We start from the raw sequence: 15308 nt of genomic DNA, 5'->3' as shown, positions 1-15308 counted from the left end.
TCATGGCCGATCCCACCAGCCCCGACCAGGCCGCCGCGGCCACCGCCCCGGCCGCTCCGACCCCCGCCCCGCTGACCGTCGACGCCGGCATCTCGGCCAACCGCCGGGTCGGGGTCCGCCTGGTGATCTACACCGCCGGCATCCACGCCGTCGCCGGCTTCATCATGCTGCTGTTCGAACTGGGCAACCGCAACAAGTAGTCCACCGGGGCGGTCGCGGCCCTCACCGCTCGCGCAGCAGCTCGCAGAGGGCGTCCAGCGCCGCCGGGAAGGCGTGCTCGGGCGGGGACGCGTAGCCGATCACCAGAGCGGGGGCGGCGTCCGGGTCGGCGGCCGACCGGTCGGCGAGGTGCCAGGACAGCCCTTCGAGGGCCAGGCCGGCGGCCTCGGCCCGGGCCAGCAGCTCAGCCTCGGACGCGGAACCGGGCGGCAGTTGGAGAACGGCGTGCAGCCCGGCGGCGATCCCGGTGACCCGCACGCGCGGGGCGTGCTCGGCGAGCGCGGCGACCAACTGGTCCCGTCGGCGCCGGTAGTGCAGCCGGCAGCGGCGGACGTGCCGGTCGTACGTCCCGGAGGTGATCAGCTCGGCGAGGGTCAGCTGGTCGAGCACCGGGGACATCGTGTCGGCCAGTCTCTTCAACCGGGCCACCGGCTCGACCAGCGCGTCCGGCAGGGCCAGCCAGGCCAGCCGCAGGCCCGGCGCGAGGCTCTTGGCGGCCGTCCCGGCGTACACCACCCGCTCCGGGTCGAGCGCCTGCATCGCGCCGACCGGCTGCCGGTCGTAGCGGAACTCGCCGTCGTAGTCGTCCTCGACGACGTACCCGTCCCGCTCGCGCGCCCAGCGCACGGCGGCGGCCCGCCGGTCGGCGGCCAGCGGCGCACCGGTGGGGAACTGGTGCGCGGGGGTGAGCAGGACGGCCCCGCACCGGCCGTCGAGCCGCTCGACCCGGGCGCCCGCCTCGTCCAGCGGCACCGGAACGGTGGCCAGCCCCGCCGCCCGGGCGACGGCGTGCTGCGGCGGCAGCCCGTACTCCTCGACCGCGAGGGCGCGGTCCCCGCGCTCCCGCAGGGCGGCGCAGAGCAGGCCCAGGCCCTGGGAGACACCGGTGCAGATCAGCAGGTGGTCGGGGTCGGTGCGGACGCCGCGGACCCGCGCCAGGTAGTCGGTGAGCGCCCGCCGCAGCTCGATCCGGCCGAACGGGCTGCCGTAGCCGAAGGCCTCGTGCGGCGCGGTGGCGAGGGCCCGGCGGGCGGCGGCGAGCCAGGCGGTACGGGGGAAGAGCGAGAGGTCGGGCCGCCCGGCCATCAGGTCGTGCCGGACGGTCCGCCGCCCCGCTGCGGGCCGGGCGGCCCGCCGGCTCCGGCCGGGCGCGGCCCGCCGGGCGACGGTGGTGCCGGAGCCCTGCCGGGAGGTGAGCCAGCCCTCCGCGGTGAGCTGCCCGTACGCCTCGACCACGGTGTTCCGGGCGATCCCGAGGTCCTCGCCGAGGGCCCGCGAGGACGGCAGCCGGGTGCCGGGCACGAGCCGCCCGTCCTGGACGGCCTCGCGCAGCGCGTCCTCCAGGGCGGCCCGCAGCCCGGCCCCGGCGGCGCGCCGCTCGGTGAGGTCCAGGTGCAAGTCGCCGCCGAAGGAAGTCCAGGAGCTGCTCACGGGCCCGATTATCGCGCGGCCCGGCATCCTCGACCCCGGGGTGGGGGCGGATCAGACCGACAGGTAGACCGCGCTGCCGACGCCGGCGAGGAAGCAGTAGAGCGCGAACGGCGTCAGGCTGCGGGTCTCGAAGTACTTGGTGAGGAAGCGCACCGAGACGTAGCCGGCGACGAAGGCGGCGATGCTGCCGGCGACGACCGGGCCGAGGACGGCGGAGTTCTCCGGCTTGAACAGCTCCGGCACCTTCAGCACGGAGGCGGCCAGGATGACCGGGGTCGCGAGCAGGAAGGAGAAGCGGGCGGCGTCCTCGTGGTGCAGGCCGCGCAGGATGCCGGCGCTCATGGTGACACCGGAGCGGCTGATGCCGGGGAAGAGCGCGAGGATCTGGGCGGCGCCGATCCAGGCGCCCTGGACGAAGCTGAGCCGGGCGAGGCGGTGGTCGGAGGCGATCGCCGGGTCGAGGCCCGGTTCCTCGGTCGGCGGGGCGGCGTGCCCGGCCCGCCGACGGCCGGTGCCGCCGCGCTTGAGCCGTTCGGCACCGAGCAGCACCAGCCCGTTGAGGGCGAGGAAGACGGCGGCCGGGACGGGCTTGCCGAGCGCGTTGCGCAGCGCCTTCTCCAGGGCGAGGCCCGCCACCCCGACCGGGATGGTGGAGATGATCAGCAGCCAGGCGAGCTTCTCGTCCCGGCTCTCGACCCGGCGGCGGCGGATCGAGCTGAAGAAGCCGCCGATCACCCGGACCCAGTCCTTGCGGAAGAACACCACCAGCGCGAACGCGGTGGCCAGGTGCAGGCCGACCAGGACGGCGAGGTAGGAGGAGCCCTCGGCGGTCATGTCGAGGTCCCGCTGGATCTTCCCGCCGATCAGGGCGGGGAGCAGGATGCTGTGGCCCAGGCTGGAGACCGGGAAGAGTTCCGTCACACCCTGCAGCAGGCCGACGCCTATCGCTTCCGGGTAGGTCAGGGTGGACATCGCGCACCTTCGCTCGGGGGTCTGGATCCGGGGGAGCCCCGCGAAGCTACTACGGGCATGTAGACGCCCGGCAGCCCCGCCGCCAGAAGTTCATCGAGCGGACGTCTGGGCGCCACCGCCACCGCTGCCGGTCAGCCGTCGTCAGCCGCCGGACCGCGCCGCCGACCCGCCTCCGCCGAGCGGCACCCGCCGCCACGCCCCGCCGTCGGCGGGCACCGGAGCGGGGGCGAAGTCGTAGCGCGGCCCGTCCGGCCCGAGCGCGAGCAGCGAGATCGAGGAGGACCCCCAGATCCGCCCGTCGCCGAAGTCCCGCCGCTGGATCAGCGCCGCGTCGTCGTCCAGCGGCAGGCCGTCGCCCGCGACGATCGGCAGCCAGTCGCCCCAGGCCCGTTCGGCGGGCCCGTCGCCGGTCGGCTCCGGCCGGGGCGCGGCGGCGAGGCGGGCCCGGAAGCGGTCGGCGCGGGCGGCCATCAGCGCGCGGATCCGCTCGGAGGCGGTCCGGTTGGCGGCCGTGCCCTCCAGCCCGTCGTTGAGCACCACGCTGAGGCCGACCGGCAGTTCGCGCTCCTCCAGCCGGCCGCCGCCCCAGCTGGCGACCCGGGCGCCGTCGGGCCGGACCAGGACGAGGTGGAACGGGTCGTACGGGGTGAGGTCGAGGTGGCCGATCCCGCCGTCCCGGACGGCGGTGAGCGGCAGTTCGCCACGGGAGAGCCGGGTGTCGGCGGGGGCGAGCGGCCCGAAGCCGTTCAGCAGGCAGGCGGCGGTCCGCCGCCCGGGGTCGACGGCCAGCCAGGTGCCGCCGGCGGCGAGGTCGAGTCCGCCGACCAGGGCCGGCCGGTCCGGCCAGTGGTGGTCCGGCGGCAGCCAGCCGCGCCCGAGGTACTCGTCCCGGACGGAGAGGAGCAGCACCGGCACGGCCGCTCCCGGTTCGATGCTGACGAACGCCGTACACACGATCGCGGCCCCCTGACCTCGCCCGGCGGGGGCACGCGTGGTGGCGCCCCCGCGGTCGATCCTCGCACTCCCGTTCGCGCGCCGGGAGTGCGCGTCCGCGCCCGGAGGCGCCCCAGGGCCCTCCCTTTTCGGCCGCCGCCGTGGCACACTCGCCCCACGGCCGGGCGCAGGCCGAAGTGGCCCAGGATTTCGCGGTTCAAATGCACCAGGGAACAGGTCCACCAGGTCCCTAGGCTGGTGGCCATGACGACGAACGAGCACCAGCCGACCGAGGCCCCGGTCCCGGCCCCCGCCCAGCGCCTCGCGCTGCACAGCCTGGCCCCCGACTTCTACCAGGCCATGATCGCGGTGGACCGCGCCGCCCGGAAGGGCATCGACCACACGCTCGCCGAGCTGGTCAAGGTGCACGCCTCGATGATCAACGGCTGCGCCTTCTGCATCGACATGCACAGCACCGACGCCCTGAAGGGCGGCGAGCAGGACCACCGGCTGCTCTCCCTCCCGGCCTGGCGCGAGACCCCCTGGTTCACCGCCCGGGAGCGGGCCGCGCTGGCCCTCACCGAGTCGGTCACCCTGCTGACCCAGGGCCACGTCCCGGACGCGGTCTACGCCGAGGCCGCCGCCCAGTTCGACGAGACCGAGCTGGCCCAGCTGATCGCGCTGATCGTCACCATCAACGCCTGGAACCGGATCGGGGTGGCCTCCCGGCTCAGCCCGGCCGCCAAGTGAGGCCCGGGGACATGACGAACATGGCGAACATGGCGGACATGGCGGTCGTCCAGCAGGAGAAGGCCCGGCTGCTCCGGGAACTGCACCGGCCGGGCGAGCCGCTGGTGCTCGCCAACGTGTGGGACGCGGCGAGCGCCCGCCTGGTCGCCGCCGCCGGAGCGCGGGCGGTGGCGACGGCCAGTGCGAGCGTCTCCTGGTCGCTCGGCAGCCGGGACGGCGGCGGCGCCGACCTCGAACAGGTCCTCGTACGGACGGCGCAGGTGGTCCGCGCGGTGGACCTGCCGGTCACCGCCGACCTGGAGAGCGGCTTCGCGCGGACCGCCGCCGGCGTCGGCGAGTCCGTCGCCGCGCTACTGGCCACCGGCGCGGTCGGCGTCAACCTGGAGGACGAGGGCCGGCCGGTGGCCGAGGCCGCCGAGCGGATCGCGGCGGCCCGGGCGGCGGCGGACGCGGCGGGCGTGCCCGCCTACGTCAACGCGCGCACCGACGTGTTCCTGCACGGGATCGGCGCGCCGGAGGGCCGGCTGGACGACGCGGTGCGCCGGCTGCGGGCCTACGTCGAGGCGGGTGCGGACGGCGTGTTCGTGCCCGGTGTCGCGGACCGGGAGACGATCGCCGCGCTGGCCGCGGCCGTCCCGGTGCCGCTGAACGTGCTGGCGGGGCCGGGCGCGCCGTCCGTCCCGGAGCTGGCGAAGCTGGGCGTGGCCCGGGTGAGCCTCGGCCCCGGGCTGGCCGAGGTGGCGTACGCGGCGGTGCGCCGGGCCGCGGCGGAGGTGTACGCGAGCGGCACCTACACCGCCTTGGAGGGCGGGCTGACCTACCAGGAGCTGAACGGCCTCTTCTGAGCGGGCTTCGGCCCGGTCCGTCCAGCGCTGAGCGGGCCCGGCGGCGCTGGGCAGGGCGGTCCGGCGGCGCCGGGTGGTCCGGGCAGGCCTGCGGCGCGGGCCGGGCGGGCCCGGGAACGGCGAAGCCCCGGTTGCCGCCGACGGGGGTGGCGGCAACCGGGGCGGTGCCCGGTGGGCGTGGTCAGCCGATCCGGGTCAGTCGATCCGGGTCAGCCGATCTGACCGCTGAGCCCCGGGTGGGTCATCTGGTTGGTGCCGACGGCCTCCACCTCCTGGGCGGTGTGGCCGACCACCGGCAACTTGCCGGCGGCGTGGATGGCGAGGTCGGCCGGGGAGAGGTTGAGACCGTCGGTGAGGCCCCCGGTGGCGTCCGGGGAGCTCGCGGTCTGGGTGGTGGCGGACGCCGCCGGGGCGGCGAGCGCGAGGCCCGCCATGGTGAGGGCGGCCAGGGTGGCGAGTTTCTTCATGCACTGCCGAACGACCCGGGCCGCCTTCAGGTAACCGGGCGGCTCAGACCGTCACCCGCAGGGTTCGCACGCTGTTGCTGATGAAGGAGCCGATCGGCTCCGGCGCGTCGCCCTCGGCGAGGGCCAGCCCGGGGAACCGCCCGAACAGGTGCCGCAGCGCGGTCTCGGCCTCCAGCCGGGCCAGCCCGGAGCCGAGGCAGAAGTGCGGGCCGTGGCCGAGCGACAGGTGCCGGTTGGGCCGCCGGGTGACGTCGAAGCGGTCGGCGTCCGGGTGGTGCCCGGAGTCGCGGCCGGCCGCCGCGTAGGAGGCGAGCAGCGCCTCGCCGCGTCGGATCACCACGTCACCGACCTCGATGTCCTCGGTCGCGTAGCGCAGTGGGAACTGGCCGACCGGCGAGTCGTAGCGCAGCGTCTCCTCGATGACCGCCGACCACGGCTGCTCGCCGGAGAGCACCAGCCGCAGCTGGTCGGGGTGGGCGAGCAGGGCCCGGACGGCGTTGGTGATCAGGTTGAGCGTGGTCTCGTGCCCGGCGACCAGCATCAGCAGCAGGGTGCCGACCAGTTCGGCCTCGCTGAGCCGGTCCCCGGCCTCGCGGGCGGCGATCAGGTCGGTGGTGAGGTCGTCGGCGGGCGCGGCCCGCTTGGCCGCCACCACGGAGCCCAGCAGCGCGTACAGGGCCTGCTGCGCGGCGGCGGCCGCCGCGGGGGTGGCCGAGCTGGAGACCAGGGTGTCGGAGAGCTCGTGCAGCCTGTCCTGCTCGTCCAGCGCCAGGCCGAGCAGTTCGCCGATCACCTGCATCGGCAGCGGGTAGGCGAAGTGCTCGCGCAGGTCGAACGCGCCGTCCAGCTCGGCGACCCGGTCGAGCAGCGAGACGGTGCGGGCCTCGATCGCGGGCGCCAGGTCGGCTATTCGGCGCGGGGTGAAGGCCTGGCTGACCAGGCCGCGCAGCCGCCGGTGGTCGTCGCCGTCGGCGGTGACCATGCCGGGCACGGTGACGAAGTTGAGCAGCGGCCAGCCCTGGGGCAGCCGGCCCTCCCGGAAGGTCGTCCACAGCTGGGCGTTCTTGCCCACCCGGTGGTCGGCGAGCAGCGCCTGGAGGGTGTCGTGGTGGGTTATCGCCCAGACCACCACCCCGCCAGGGAGCTCCACCAGGACCGCGGGGCCGGCCGCCCGGAGGCGGGCGTTCTCCTGGTGCTGGTCGCGTCCGAAGGGGTCGAGTCTGACGGGCTCGGGTCGGGGGTCGACGGCGGTGTCCATGCGGGCCTTTCGGGGGCTGGCGGGCGGGGCGGGGTGAAGGCGCTGTACAGCACCGGCAGGCCGAGCAGAGCCCGTGACCACGGGGACGGGCGCCATCCCAGGTCGCCGGCGGGGACGGCGAGTTGGAGATCGGGCAGGCGGTGCAGCAGGGTCTCGACGGCGGTCTCGACGATGATCCGGGCCGGGTGCTGGGCCGGGCAGACGTGCCGTCCGGCGCCCCAGGCGAGGTGGGCCCGGTTGCCGCCGAGCGAGCCCTGGGCGGCGGAGGCGAGGCCCTGGGCGGCCGGGTCGGCGTTGGCCGCGGCCAGGCCGAGGACGAGCATGTCGCCGGCGCTGATGTACTGGCCGCCGAGGACGGTGTCGCCGGTGGCCCAGCGGCCGGGGAAGTTCTGCGTCGGCGGGTCGCGCCAGAGCACCTCCTCCAGCGCGTCGGAGACGGTGAGCCGCCCGCCGGTGAGGGTGGCCCGGAACCGGCGGTCGGTGAGCAGCAGCCGCAGCGTGTTGCCGGTCCAGTTGATGCTGGTCTCGTTGCCCGCGACCAGCATCACCACCAGGTGGTGCACGGCCTCCTCGTCGGTGAGCCCGGCCGGGTGGGCGAGCAGCCAGGAGGTGAGGTCGGCGCTGGGGGCGGTCCGGCGGCGCCGGACCAGGTCGACCAGGATCGCCTGGAACTCGGCGTTGGCGCGCACCGACTTGGGGCCGCTGTCCACGAAGTGGCTGATCAGCTCGACCAGGTGGGGCCCGGCTTCGCGGGGCAGGCCGACCAGCTGGGTGAAGACCAGCAGCGGCAGCGGGCGGGCGTACTGGGCGATCAGGTCGGCGGTGCCGTCCGGGCCCCAGCTGTCGATGAGGTCGTTGGCGCAGGCCTCGGTGGTCTCGCGCAGCTGGCGGTGGTCGATCTGGGCGAGGGTGTCCGAGACGGCGGAGCGCAGCCGCTGGTGCTCGGCGCCGTCCAGGTTGAGCAGGGTGGGCCGCCAGGAGGTCATCGGCAGCAGCCGGGAGTCGGGGGCCAGCCGGCCCTCGGCGGGCACCCGCCAGCGGCGCGAGTCCTTGGAGAACAGCGCCTCGTTGCGGGTGAGTTCGAGCAGTTCGGCGTAGCCGAGGACGAGCCAGGCCTCGACCCCGGGCTCCAGCTCGATCGGCGCGACCGGGCCGTAGCGCTGGCGCAGCCGGGCGTACAGGCCGTGCGGGTCCTCGGCGACGGCGGGGCCGTACAGCGGGGTCAGCGGGAGGCCGGCGGGCAGGCTGCCGCCGTGCGGGAACGGGCAGCCGGGGGAGGCGGTGCCGGGTTCGGGCGCGGTCATCCCTGGAGCTCCAGGATCGAACTGCGGTGCAGGTGGTCGACGAAGTCGATCAGCAGGTCGTAGGACTGCCGCCGGTCGCGGGCGTCGCAGTGCAGGATCGGTACCTCCGGCAGCAGGTCGAGGGCGGAGCGCAGCTCCTCCTCGGGGTAACTCGGCGTGTCCGAGAAGGTGTTGACCGCCACGGCGAACGGGATGCGCTGCTCCTCCAGGCGGCCGAGCACGTCGAAGCTCTCGTCCGGGCGGCGCAGGTCGACCATGGCGATGGCGCCGAGCGCGCCGCGCGACAGGTCGTCCCAGAGCGGCCAGAACCGCCGCTGGCCGGGCGTGCCGAACAGGTACAGCGCGAGCCGCGGGTTGAGCGTGATCCGGCCGAAGTCGAGCGCGACCGTGGTGGTGGTCTTGCCGGCGCGCCCGGTGAGGTCGTCGATGCCGCTGCTGGCGGCGGTCATCGTCTCCTCGGTGCGCAGCGGAGTGATCTCGCTGAGCGAGCCGACCAGCGTGGTCTTGCCGACCCCGAACGGGCCGGTGACCAGGATCTTCACCGCGCCCTGGACCGAGGACGGCAGGTACCGCGGCTCGGCGGGCAGGTCGGCGGTGGCCCCGGGGGCTTCAGCGGAGTTGGCGGAGGCCAACGAGCACCTCTTCCAGAAGGGTTGCGGGCAGGCGTTCGGCCTGCGGGACGGGCGGGAGGACCTGGACGGCGCCGAGGTCCCAGAGGTCGCCGACCAGCACCTTGACGACGCCGAGCGGCAGCCCCAGGTGGGCCGCCACCTCGGCGATCGACAGCAGGCTGTGGCAGAGCGCGAGGATGCGCCGGTGCTCGCGGTTGAGCAGGGCGTGGTCGGGGAGCTCCGGCGGCTCGGGTAACGCGCTGACCAGGCTCTCGATGGCCAGCTCGGCCCGGGTGGACCGGCTGCGGCCACCGGTGATGACGTAGGGCCGGACCGGCCCGCTCACCGGTGCCCCCCCGCCGCGTGGTCGACCCGCGGCGGGCTGGTGAGGTGGCTGCCGATCCGTTCGACCAGGACCTGCATCTGGTAGGCGACCAGGCCGGCGTCCACGGCGTCGCTGGTCACCACGGCCAGGTGCGCGCCGGCCCCGGCGGCGACGATGAACAGGTAGCCGCCGCCGTACTCGATGATGATCTGGCGGGTGGCGCTGCCCGGTCCGCCGAACCCGGTCGCGACGCCGCGGGCCAGCGACTGGAGTCCGGAGCAGGCGGCGGCGAGCCGTTCGGCGTCCTCGCGCGCGATGTTCGCGCTGCGGCCGATCTCCAGGCCGTCGTTGGAGACGACGACGGCGTGCTGGACCTGCGGGACGTTGACGATGTCGGCGAGCATCCAGCCGAGATCAGGGGTGGTGGTCATGGAACTCTCCGGAGCGCTGGGGAAGTCGGGGGGAAGCGGGCAGGGAAGGGTCGTGCTGGGCCTGGACCCGGGCGGCCGATCGGCCGCTGGCGGTGCCGGCCTGGAACATCGCCATGAACGCCTGCGCGTCCCGGGCCGAGCGGTACGGCGGGGCGGGCGGCGGCGCGGGAGAGGCGTGCTGGGCGGGGCGGGCGGCGCGGTCGCGTCGGTGGCTCCGGCGGGGCAGCGGCGGCGGGGTGTCGGCGGCCGCGGGGGGTCGGCCGGCCGGCGGGGTCTCCACCAGGGGGTGTCCGGCGGGGTGTCCGGTCGGCCGGAAATCGGTGCTGAACGCCCGGTCGTCCGGTCCGAGGCCGGGGACGGTGGGCGGCAGCGGTTCGGTGAGCAGGGCGTTCGGCAGCATCACGACGACGCGGACGCCGCCGTACGGCGAGGGCGCCGAGCTGAGGGTGACCCGGAAGCCGTACTGCTCGGCCAGTCGGCCGACCGCGGCGAGGCCCAGCTGCGGCACCTCGCCGAGCCGGGAGACCTCCAGGCTGGTGCCGCCGGCGAGGGCGGCGGCGGCCTTGGCGACGGCCTGTTCCGGCATGCCGACGCCACCGTCGTCGATCTCGATGACGGCTCCGTTGTGCACCGGCATCAGGGTGACGAACACCTGGGTGCTGGGCGGGGAGTAGCGGGTGGCGTTGTCCAGCAGCTCGGCGACGGCGTGGATCAGCGCCTCGGCGGCGGCGCCGACCACGGCGGTCTCGATCCGGCTGCGGACCACCACCCGCTGGAACGGCAGGATGCGGGACTGGGCGCCGCGCACGACGTCCTCCAGCGAGACCGGCTCGGGCCAGTGCCGGCCGGCCCGCGCGCCGCACAGCACGGCCAGGGTCTGGGCCAGCCGGGCCTGTTGGGCGGCGGCGTGGTCGGCCTTGAGCAGGCCCTCCAGCAGCGCCGGGTCGTCGTGGGTGCGTTCCATCTCGTCGAGCAGGGCCTGCTGGTCGTGGGCCATGACGAGGATGCGGCGGGCGACGCTGAGGAAGGCCCGCTGGGTGGAGGCGGTGAGTTCCTGCTCCTGCTGGACGGCGGCCAGGTCGGCGCCGCGGCGGGAGAGTTCGGCGCCCAGCTGCTCCTGGAGCCGGGCGAGGTCGCGTCGCAGCCGGTCGGCGCGGCGGCGCTGGGTGACGGACACGGCGCGGTACCGGGCGGTGGCCACGAGGGCGAGGGCGGCGAGTACGCCGGTTGCCGTTGTGCACCACTGAGTCATCGTCACGCCGCGAATTCTAGGGTGATGATCCTACGAAGGTGTGAACGGATCTCGCCAAGTGACCGGATCTCGTCAATATCCAGTCAATACGGCGTCAAACCGGCGCCGTTCGACCGCGATCCGGGCGGCCCGAGGACGTTCGTCCCCGGTGGGGCGCCTGCGGCGCGTCGGCCGGGCCGGGCGGGAGATGGCCGAGTCACGTCCTGGGATGTGTGGGGAACGTGTGCACGGTGTTACGGAAGGGGCGACGTCCGGTGCAGGAGCAACAGCGCCACGTCGTCCGGCCGGGACCGCCGCTCGGTCACGTTCAGCGTGAGCAGGTCGGCCAGCCGCTCCAGCGCGGGCGCCGCGCCGACCCGGGTCGGGCCGGTCTGCCGGGCCCACAGCTCCAGCCCGCCGAGCATCCGCTGCACCGACTCGTCGTAGTCCTCCTCGCGGTCCTCGACCAGCCCGTCGGTGTACACCAGCAGCGTCTCGCCGACCGCCAGCCGGCCGACCGTCAGCGGGTACGGCTGCCCCGGGTCCACGCCCAGCGGCGGCCCGCCCGGCAGATCGAGCTCGACGGCCCTGCCGTCCGCGATCCGCACCGGCGCGGGATGCCCGGCCCGGGCCGCGGTCAGCGCGCCGTCGGCCGGGTCCAGGGCCAGGAAGAGGCAGGTCGCGAACAGGTCGGTGTCCAGCTCGGTCAGCAGCCGGCTGGTCCGGGCCAGCGTGGCGGCCGGATCGTGCCCGTCCGTCGCGTACGCCCGCAGGCCGCTGCGCAGCTGGCCCATCACCGCCGTCGCCTCCGCGTTGTGGCCCTGGACGTCGCCGATCACCAGCCCGATCCGGCCGTCCGGCAGCCTCAGCAGGTCGTACCAGTCGCCGCCGATCTGCATGCCCTCGGTGCTCGGCAGGTAGCGGGCGGCACTGGCGATCCCGGGCAGCCGGGGCAGGGTGCGCGGCAGCATCGCGCGCTGCAGCTCGGTGGCGCGGTGGTGGTGGGTGTCGTACAGCCGGGCCCGCTCCAGGGACTGCGCCAGGATCCCGGCGAACGCCGAGTACAGGGTGCGGTCCTCCCGGCCGAACGCCCGCTCGGCGGAGAAGGTGATCAGGCAGGAGCCCACCTGCCGCCCGGAGGCGACCAGCGGCAGCACCGCCCAGGAGGCCGGGGTGAGCGGGCCGTGCCGGCCCCGTTCCGGGCCGGGCTCGCTGAACAGCGGGGCCGAGCGGGTCAGCGCGTGCTGCATCACGTTCTCGGAGAGGTCCGCCAGCCGGGTCAGCTCGGTGCGCCTGGGCCCGCCGTACACGGTGTGCGAGACGGGCAGCAGCCGGCCCTCGTCCACCAGGTCCAGGACGATGCTGGCGGCGCCGAACGCCGGGCGGGCGACGTCCGTGACGGCGGTGGTGACGTCCCGGACGGTCACCGCCCGCGACAGCGACCGGGTGAGCGCGAGCAGCAGCGCCGTCCGGGCCCCGGCCGGGGTGGACTGCTCCTCGGGCTGCTGCCCGGGGTGTTCCCGGCCCTGGTCCCGGCCGCGGCCCTGGCCCCGGTCGGAGAGCAGCCCGGCGACCCGGACCGGCCGGCCGTGGACGTCCAGCATCACCTCGCCGGTCTCCTCGATCCGCGCCACCCTGCCGCCCCCGCGCAGTACCCGGTACCCGATCCGGTACCACCCGCCGGTGGTGAGCGATTCGGCGAGCGCCGCCTGCACGTCCGGCAGGTCCTCCGGGTGGACGATCCGGTCCAGCTCCGGGGCGGAGCCGTCGGCGGTGGCGGGCTGGCCGGTGACCCGGAACGCCGCGGCGTCCCAGTAGCTCTCGCCGGTGACCAGATCGCGTTCGAAGGCGCCGTGCCCGGCCGCCCGGACGGCGAGCGACAGCATCGGGTGGGCCAGCCCGGCGGGGAGGCTGCCGGCCCCGTCCGGCGGCGCCCCGGCCGGGTCCTGGGGTATCCGGGCGTCCGCGTGGTCGAGCAGGTGGGACAGCCGGTGGGCGCAGGCCTCGCCGATGGTCTCCAGGACGTCCAGGTCGCGGCGGGGGACGGTGCCCCGGTGGGCCAGCGCGAGGGCGAGGACGCCGACCGGCCGCTCGTCGACGACCATCGGCAGGGCGATCACGGCGACCATGCCGGTGCCCATGCCGGCGTTCTTGTTCGGGTAGTCGACGCTGGTGTGCTCGGGACTGAGCAGGTAGGGGCGGCGTAACCGCAGGGCCATCGCGGCGGGGAGGTCACCGGCCGGATCGACGATGCTGTAGCGCTCGTGGGCCCAGTCCGGCAGCCCGTGCGAGGCGGTCAGCCGGAGCATTCCGGCGGAATCCAGTAGGTAGAGCGCGGAACCCTCGCCGGTGATCCAGCCCGGCCCCTCGGCGAGGACGGTGCCGAGCAGTTCGGCGGCGCTGGTGCAGCCGAGAAGTAAGCGCACGCAGCGCATGGGGCTGCGGGCGGTGGGACTGCTGCGCGGCGTCCGGCTCTCGTCCTCGGAGGGGGGAACCCACGGCGAGGTCAGGTCCATCGGATACCCGGCCTTTCCGCTCTCGGGGGGTGGGTGCCCTCTGGGTGCCCGAACGGGCACTTAATTCTTCATACCTTATTTCTCAAGTGGGTGCTGAAGCGGGTGAATGGTGACCCAGACGGCGCACCAGCACCAGCGTCCGGTCGTCCGCCGCGTCCCGCGCCACCGTCCGGACCAGCCGCTCCGCCGCACCCCGGGTGAGCTGCTGCTGCGTCCGCCACGGCCGCACCACCGGCTCGGCCGCCGCCAGCAGCCGGCCCACCCCCTCGTCCAGGTCCCGACCCGGCACCTCCACCAGGCCGTCACTGAACAGCAGCAGCGAATCGCCCCGCCGCAGCCGCCCCGACACCGCCGGGTACAGCGCGCCCGACACCAGCCCCAGCGCCGGACCGCCGTGCCCCGACCGCGCCCAGCCGCCGCCGTCCGCCCGGCGGAACTGCGCGGGCGCCGGATGGCCGGCGTTGAACAGCAGGTAGTCGCCCGTCGCCGGGCGCAGCGCGAGGTGCACCGCCGTCGCGAAGTCGTCCTCCCAGCCCATCCGCACCAGATGGTCGTTGGCCGCCGGCAGGAACGCCTCCGGCGGCACCCGCCCCAGCAGCATCGCGAACGCGCCCGACAGGTGCGTCGAGCGGGCCGCCGCCCGGCTGCCCTTGCCCGACACGTCCACCAGCAGCAGTTCCAGCAGATCCTCCTCGGGGCGGTGCGCGCACAGCAGGAAGTCACCCGAGAACGAGGTGTCGCCGGCCGGCGCCAGCGCACTGTCGAAGTGCCAGTCGAGCAGCCGCTCCGGAAGCCGGGCCAGTGCCCGGGTGTGCTCGGCCAGCTCCAGCAGCATCGAATCGCCCTGCGTCCCGCGCAGACCCAGCCGGTGCCGGAACCGGTTCGCGGCCAGCACCGTCACCGCGGTCGCGGCCAGTACCAGCGTCACCCCGATCCGCACCCCGAGCGGATCCCGCACCACCGCCCCCAGCACCCCGCCGGCCAGCGCCGCGCACACCAGCACCAGCAGCTGCCCGCGCCGCAACAGCAGCCCGCCGACCACCAGCGGCAGCACCAGCGCCGACGGCGGCCAGCTGTACGGCAGCACGATCGGCAGGACGCTCAGCACCGCCGTCACTCCGAGCAGCACCCCCAGCGCGTACCGCGCCGCCCGGGCGTTCCCGTCCAGCAGCCGCAGATACCACCGCCGTGCCCTCGCTATCGGTGCGGGCACGTGGACCTCCGCCAAGGGGTCGGCGGTCCCCTGTCATGACCACCAGTCAGCCCGGCCACACTAACCCGTCCACCCCCACCACCCCCAGGCCGCTGCCTGCCCGCCGCACGGGAAGTCGGCGGGGCCGACTTCTCGCGCATGTGTCACCCGGGGCGCTGGCCGTTCCGCCGTCGCGGGAGGCCGGGCGGGTCGTGCCGCGGTCGGTGCGGTGGCCGGCGTCTCAGGGGGTGGGCCAGGTGCGGAGGCCGGTGGTGAGGAGGGTGATGAGGCGGCTCTGGGTGGTGGCCAGGTCCTCGGCGAGCTGGAAGCCGCCGCCGATGGAGAGGGAGGCGAAGCCGTGGGCGACGGAGCGGACGGTGCGGGCGGCGTGGATCGCCTCCGCGCCGTCGAGGCCGTACTCCCGCAGGACGGCGATGATCACCCCGACGAGCCGACCGGCCGCGCGGGTGAGGTCGTCGTCCGGCTGCGGGGCCTGGGGGAGGGCGTTGTAGCGGTGCGGGTGCTCGGTGGCGTACGCGTGGTAGGCACGCAGCACGGTGGCGACGGCGTCGTCCCCGCTGCGGCCGACGGCGGCCTCGGCGAGCCGGTCGGCGAGTTCCTCGGTGACCCGGACGGCGATGAGCCGCCGCAGTTCGGTGAGGCCGCCGCTGACGTGCTTGTACAGCGACGGGGTGGCGACCCCGGCCCGGGCGGCGACGGCGGCCAGGGTGAGGGCGTCGGCGCCCTGCTCGTCGATGAGGGCGAGGGCGTGGTCGACGACCTGCTCGGGGGTGAGTCCTACTCGGGGCATGGTGTGGGCTCT

Annotated in this window: 16 protein-coding genes; 3 read left to right on the top strand and 13 right to left on the bottom strand. The window is 75.3% G+C overall.

What is annotated here, in order from left to right:
- Positions 1 to 2 precede the first annotated feature (2 nt).
- On the top strand, positions 3 to 200 hold the full coding sequence (locus tag ACFWPI_RS08675) for a DUF6126 family protein (protein ID WP_063348315.1): 198 nt from the start codon (positions 3 to 5) through the stop codon (positions 198 to 200).
- A 22-nt stretch (positions 201 to 222) separates the two neighbouring features.
- Here the strand turns inward: ACFWPI_RS08675 and ACFWPI_RS08670 are convergent, their stop codons facing one another.
- From ACFWPI_RS08670 to ACFWPI_RS08660, 3 genes are all read right to left on the bottom strand, one after another.
- The gene (locus ACFWPI_RS08670) at positions 223 to 1650 is read right to left on the bottom strand and encodes a PLP-dependent aminotransferase family protein (RefSeq protein WP_380374879.1); all 1428 of its coding nucleotides are present in this window, start codon (positions 1648 to 1650) and stop codon (positions 223 to 225) included.
- A gap of 51 nt (positions 1651 to 1701) precedes the next feature.
- Positions 1702 to 2622: an undecaprenyl-diphosphate phosphatase gene (locus tag ACFWPI_RS08665; RefSeq protein WP_380374877.1), complete on the bottom strand. Its 921-nt coding sequence runs from the start codon at positions 2620 to 2622 to the stop codon at positions 1702 to 1704.
- Between the two features lie 141 nt (positions 2623 to 2763).
- Entirely contained in the window at positions 2764 to 3576 is an 813-nt protein-coding gene (locus ACFWPI_RS08660; RefSeq protein WP_380374876.1) for an NRDE family protein, read from the bottom strand.
- A gap of 243 nt (positions 3577 to 3819) precedes the next feature.
- Between ACFWPI_RS08660 and ACFWPI_RS08655 the strand changes: the two genes are divergently transcribed.
- Both ACFWPI_RS08655 and ACFWPI_RS08650 read left to right on the top strand, forming a co-directional pair.
- Positions 3820 to 4305 (top strand): carboxymuconolactone decarboxylase family protein, encoded by a 486-nt coding sequence (locus ACFWPI_RS08655; RefSeq protein ID WP_063348311.1) that lies wholly within the window; start codon positions 3820 to 3822, stop codon positions 4303 to 4305.
- A 20-nt stretch (positions 4306 to 4325) separates the two neighbouring features.
- A complete protein-coding gene (locus ACFWPI_RS08650) occupies positions 4326 to 5150 on the top strand; it encodes an isocitrate lyase/phosphoenolpyruvate mutase family protein (RefSeq protein ID WP_380374919.1) in 825 nt (274 codons plus the stop codon).
- A gap of 209 nt (positions 5151 to 5359) precedes the next feature.
- Here the strand turns inward: ACFWPI_RS08650 and ACFWPI_RS08645 are convergent, their stop codons facing one another.
- From ACFWPI_RS08645 to ACFWPI_RS08600, 10 genes are all read right to left on the bottom strand, one after another.
- A complete protein-coding gene (locus tag ACFWPI_RS08645) occupies positions 5360 to 5617 on the bottom strand; it encodes a hypothetical protein (protein WP_063348310.1) in 258 nt (85 codons plus the stop codon).
- Between the two features lie 43 nt (positions 5618 to 5660).
- Positions 5661 to 6767, bottom strand: a complete 1107-nt coding sequence (locus tag ACFWPI_RS08640; RefSeq protein WP_380374873.1) for a cytochrome P450 — start codon at positions 6765 to 6767, stop codon at positions 5661 to 5663.
- The gene (locus ACFWPI_RS08635; RefSeq protein ID WP_380374872.1) at positions 6731 to 8179 is read right to left on the bottom strand and encodes a cytochrome P450; all 1449 of its coding nucleotides are present in this window, start codon (positions 8177 to 8179) and stop codon (positions 6731 to 6733) included. The genes ACFWPI_RS08640 and ACFWPI_RS08635 overlap by 37 nt, the downstream gene beginning before the upstream one ends.
- Positions 8176 to 8811: an ATP/GTP-binding protein gene (locus ACFWPI_RS08630; protein ID WP_380335493.1), complete on the bottom strand. Its 636-nt coding sequence runs from the start codon at positions 8809 to 8811 to the stop codon at positions 8176 to 8178. Before ACFWPI_RS08630 ends, ACFWPI_RS08635 begins: the two co-directional genes overlap by 4 nt.
- A complete protein-coding gene (locus ACFWPI_RS08625; RefSeq protein WP_350880532.1) occupies positions 8789 to 9136 on the bottom strand; it encodes a DUF742 domain-containing protein in 348 nt (115 codons plus the stop codon). Before ACFWPI_RS08625 ends, ACFWPI_RS08630 begins: the two co-directional genes overlap by 23 nt.
- Entirely contained in the window at positions 9133 to 9546 is a 414-nt protein-coding gene (locus ACFWPI_RS08620; RefSeq protein ID WP_063348307.1) for a roadblock/LC7 domain-containing protein, read from the bottom strand. The genes ACFWPI_RS08625 and ACFWPI_RS08620 overlap by 4 nt, the downstream gene beginning before the upstream one ends.
- Entirely contained in the window at positions 9530 to 10798 is a 1269-nt protein-coding gene (locus tag ACFWPI_RS08615) for a sensor histidine kinase (RefSeq protein ID WP_380374917.1), read from the bottom strand. Before ACFWPI_RS08615 ends, ACFWPI_RS08620 begins: the two co-directional genes overlap by 17 nt.
- A 233-nt stretch (positions 10799 to 11031) precedes the next feature.
- Positions 11032 to 13293, bottom strand: coding sequence for a SpoIIE family protein phosphatase (locus ACFWPI_RS08610; protein WP_380374871.1), 2262 nt, complete (start codon positions 13291 to 13293; stop codon positions 11032 to 11034).
- A gap of 82 nt (positions 13294 to 13375) precedes the next feature.
- Entirely contained in the window at positions 13376 to 14506 is a 1131-nt protein-coding gene (locus tag ACFWPI_RS08605) for a PP2C family protein-serine/threonine phosphatase (protein WP_380374870.1), read from the bottom strand.
- A 220-nt stretch (positions 14507 to 14726) separates the two neighbouring features.
- Positions 14727 to 15296, bottom strand: a complete 570-nt coding sequence (locus ACFWPI_RS08600; RefSeq protein ID WP_063348304.1) for a TetR/AcrR family transcriptional regulator — start codon at positions 15294 to 15296, stop codon at positions 14727 to 14729.
- Between the last annotated feature and the right edge of the window lie 12 nt (positions 15297 to 15308).

Origin of the sequence: Kitasatospora sp. NPDC058492 (assembly GCF_042720685.1) — a bacterium.
Lineage (GTDB): Bacteria > Actinomycetota > Actinomycetes > Streptomycetales > Streptomycetaceae > Kitasatospora.
The sequence above is the reverse complement of the archived record's forward strand: the minus strand, read 5'-3'. Positions and strand labels throughout refer to the sequence as shown.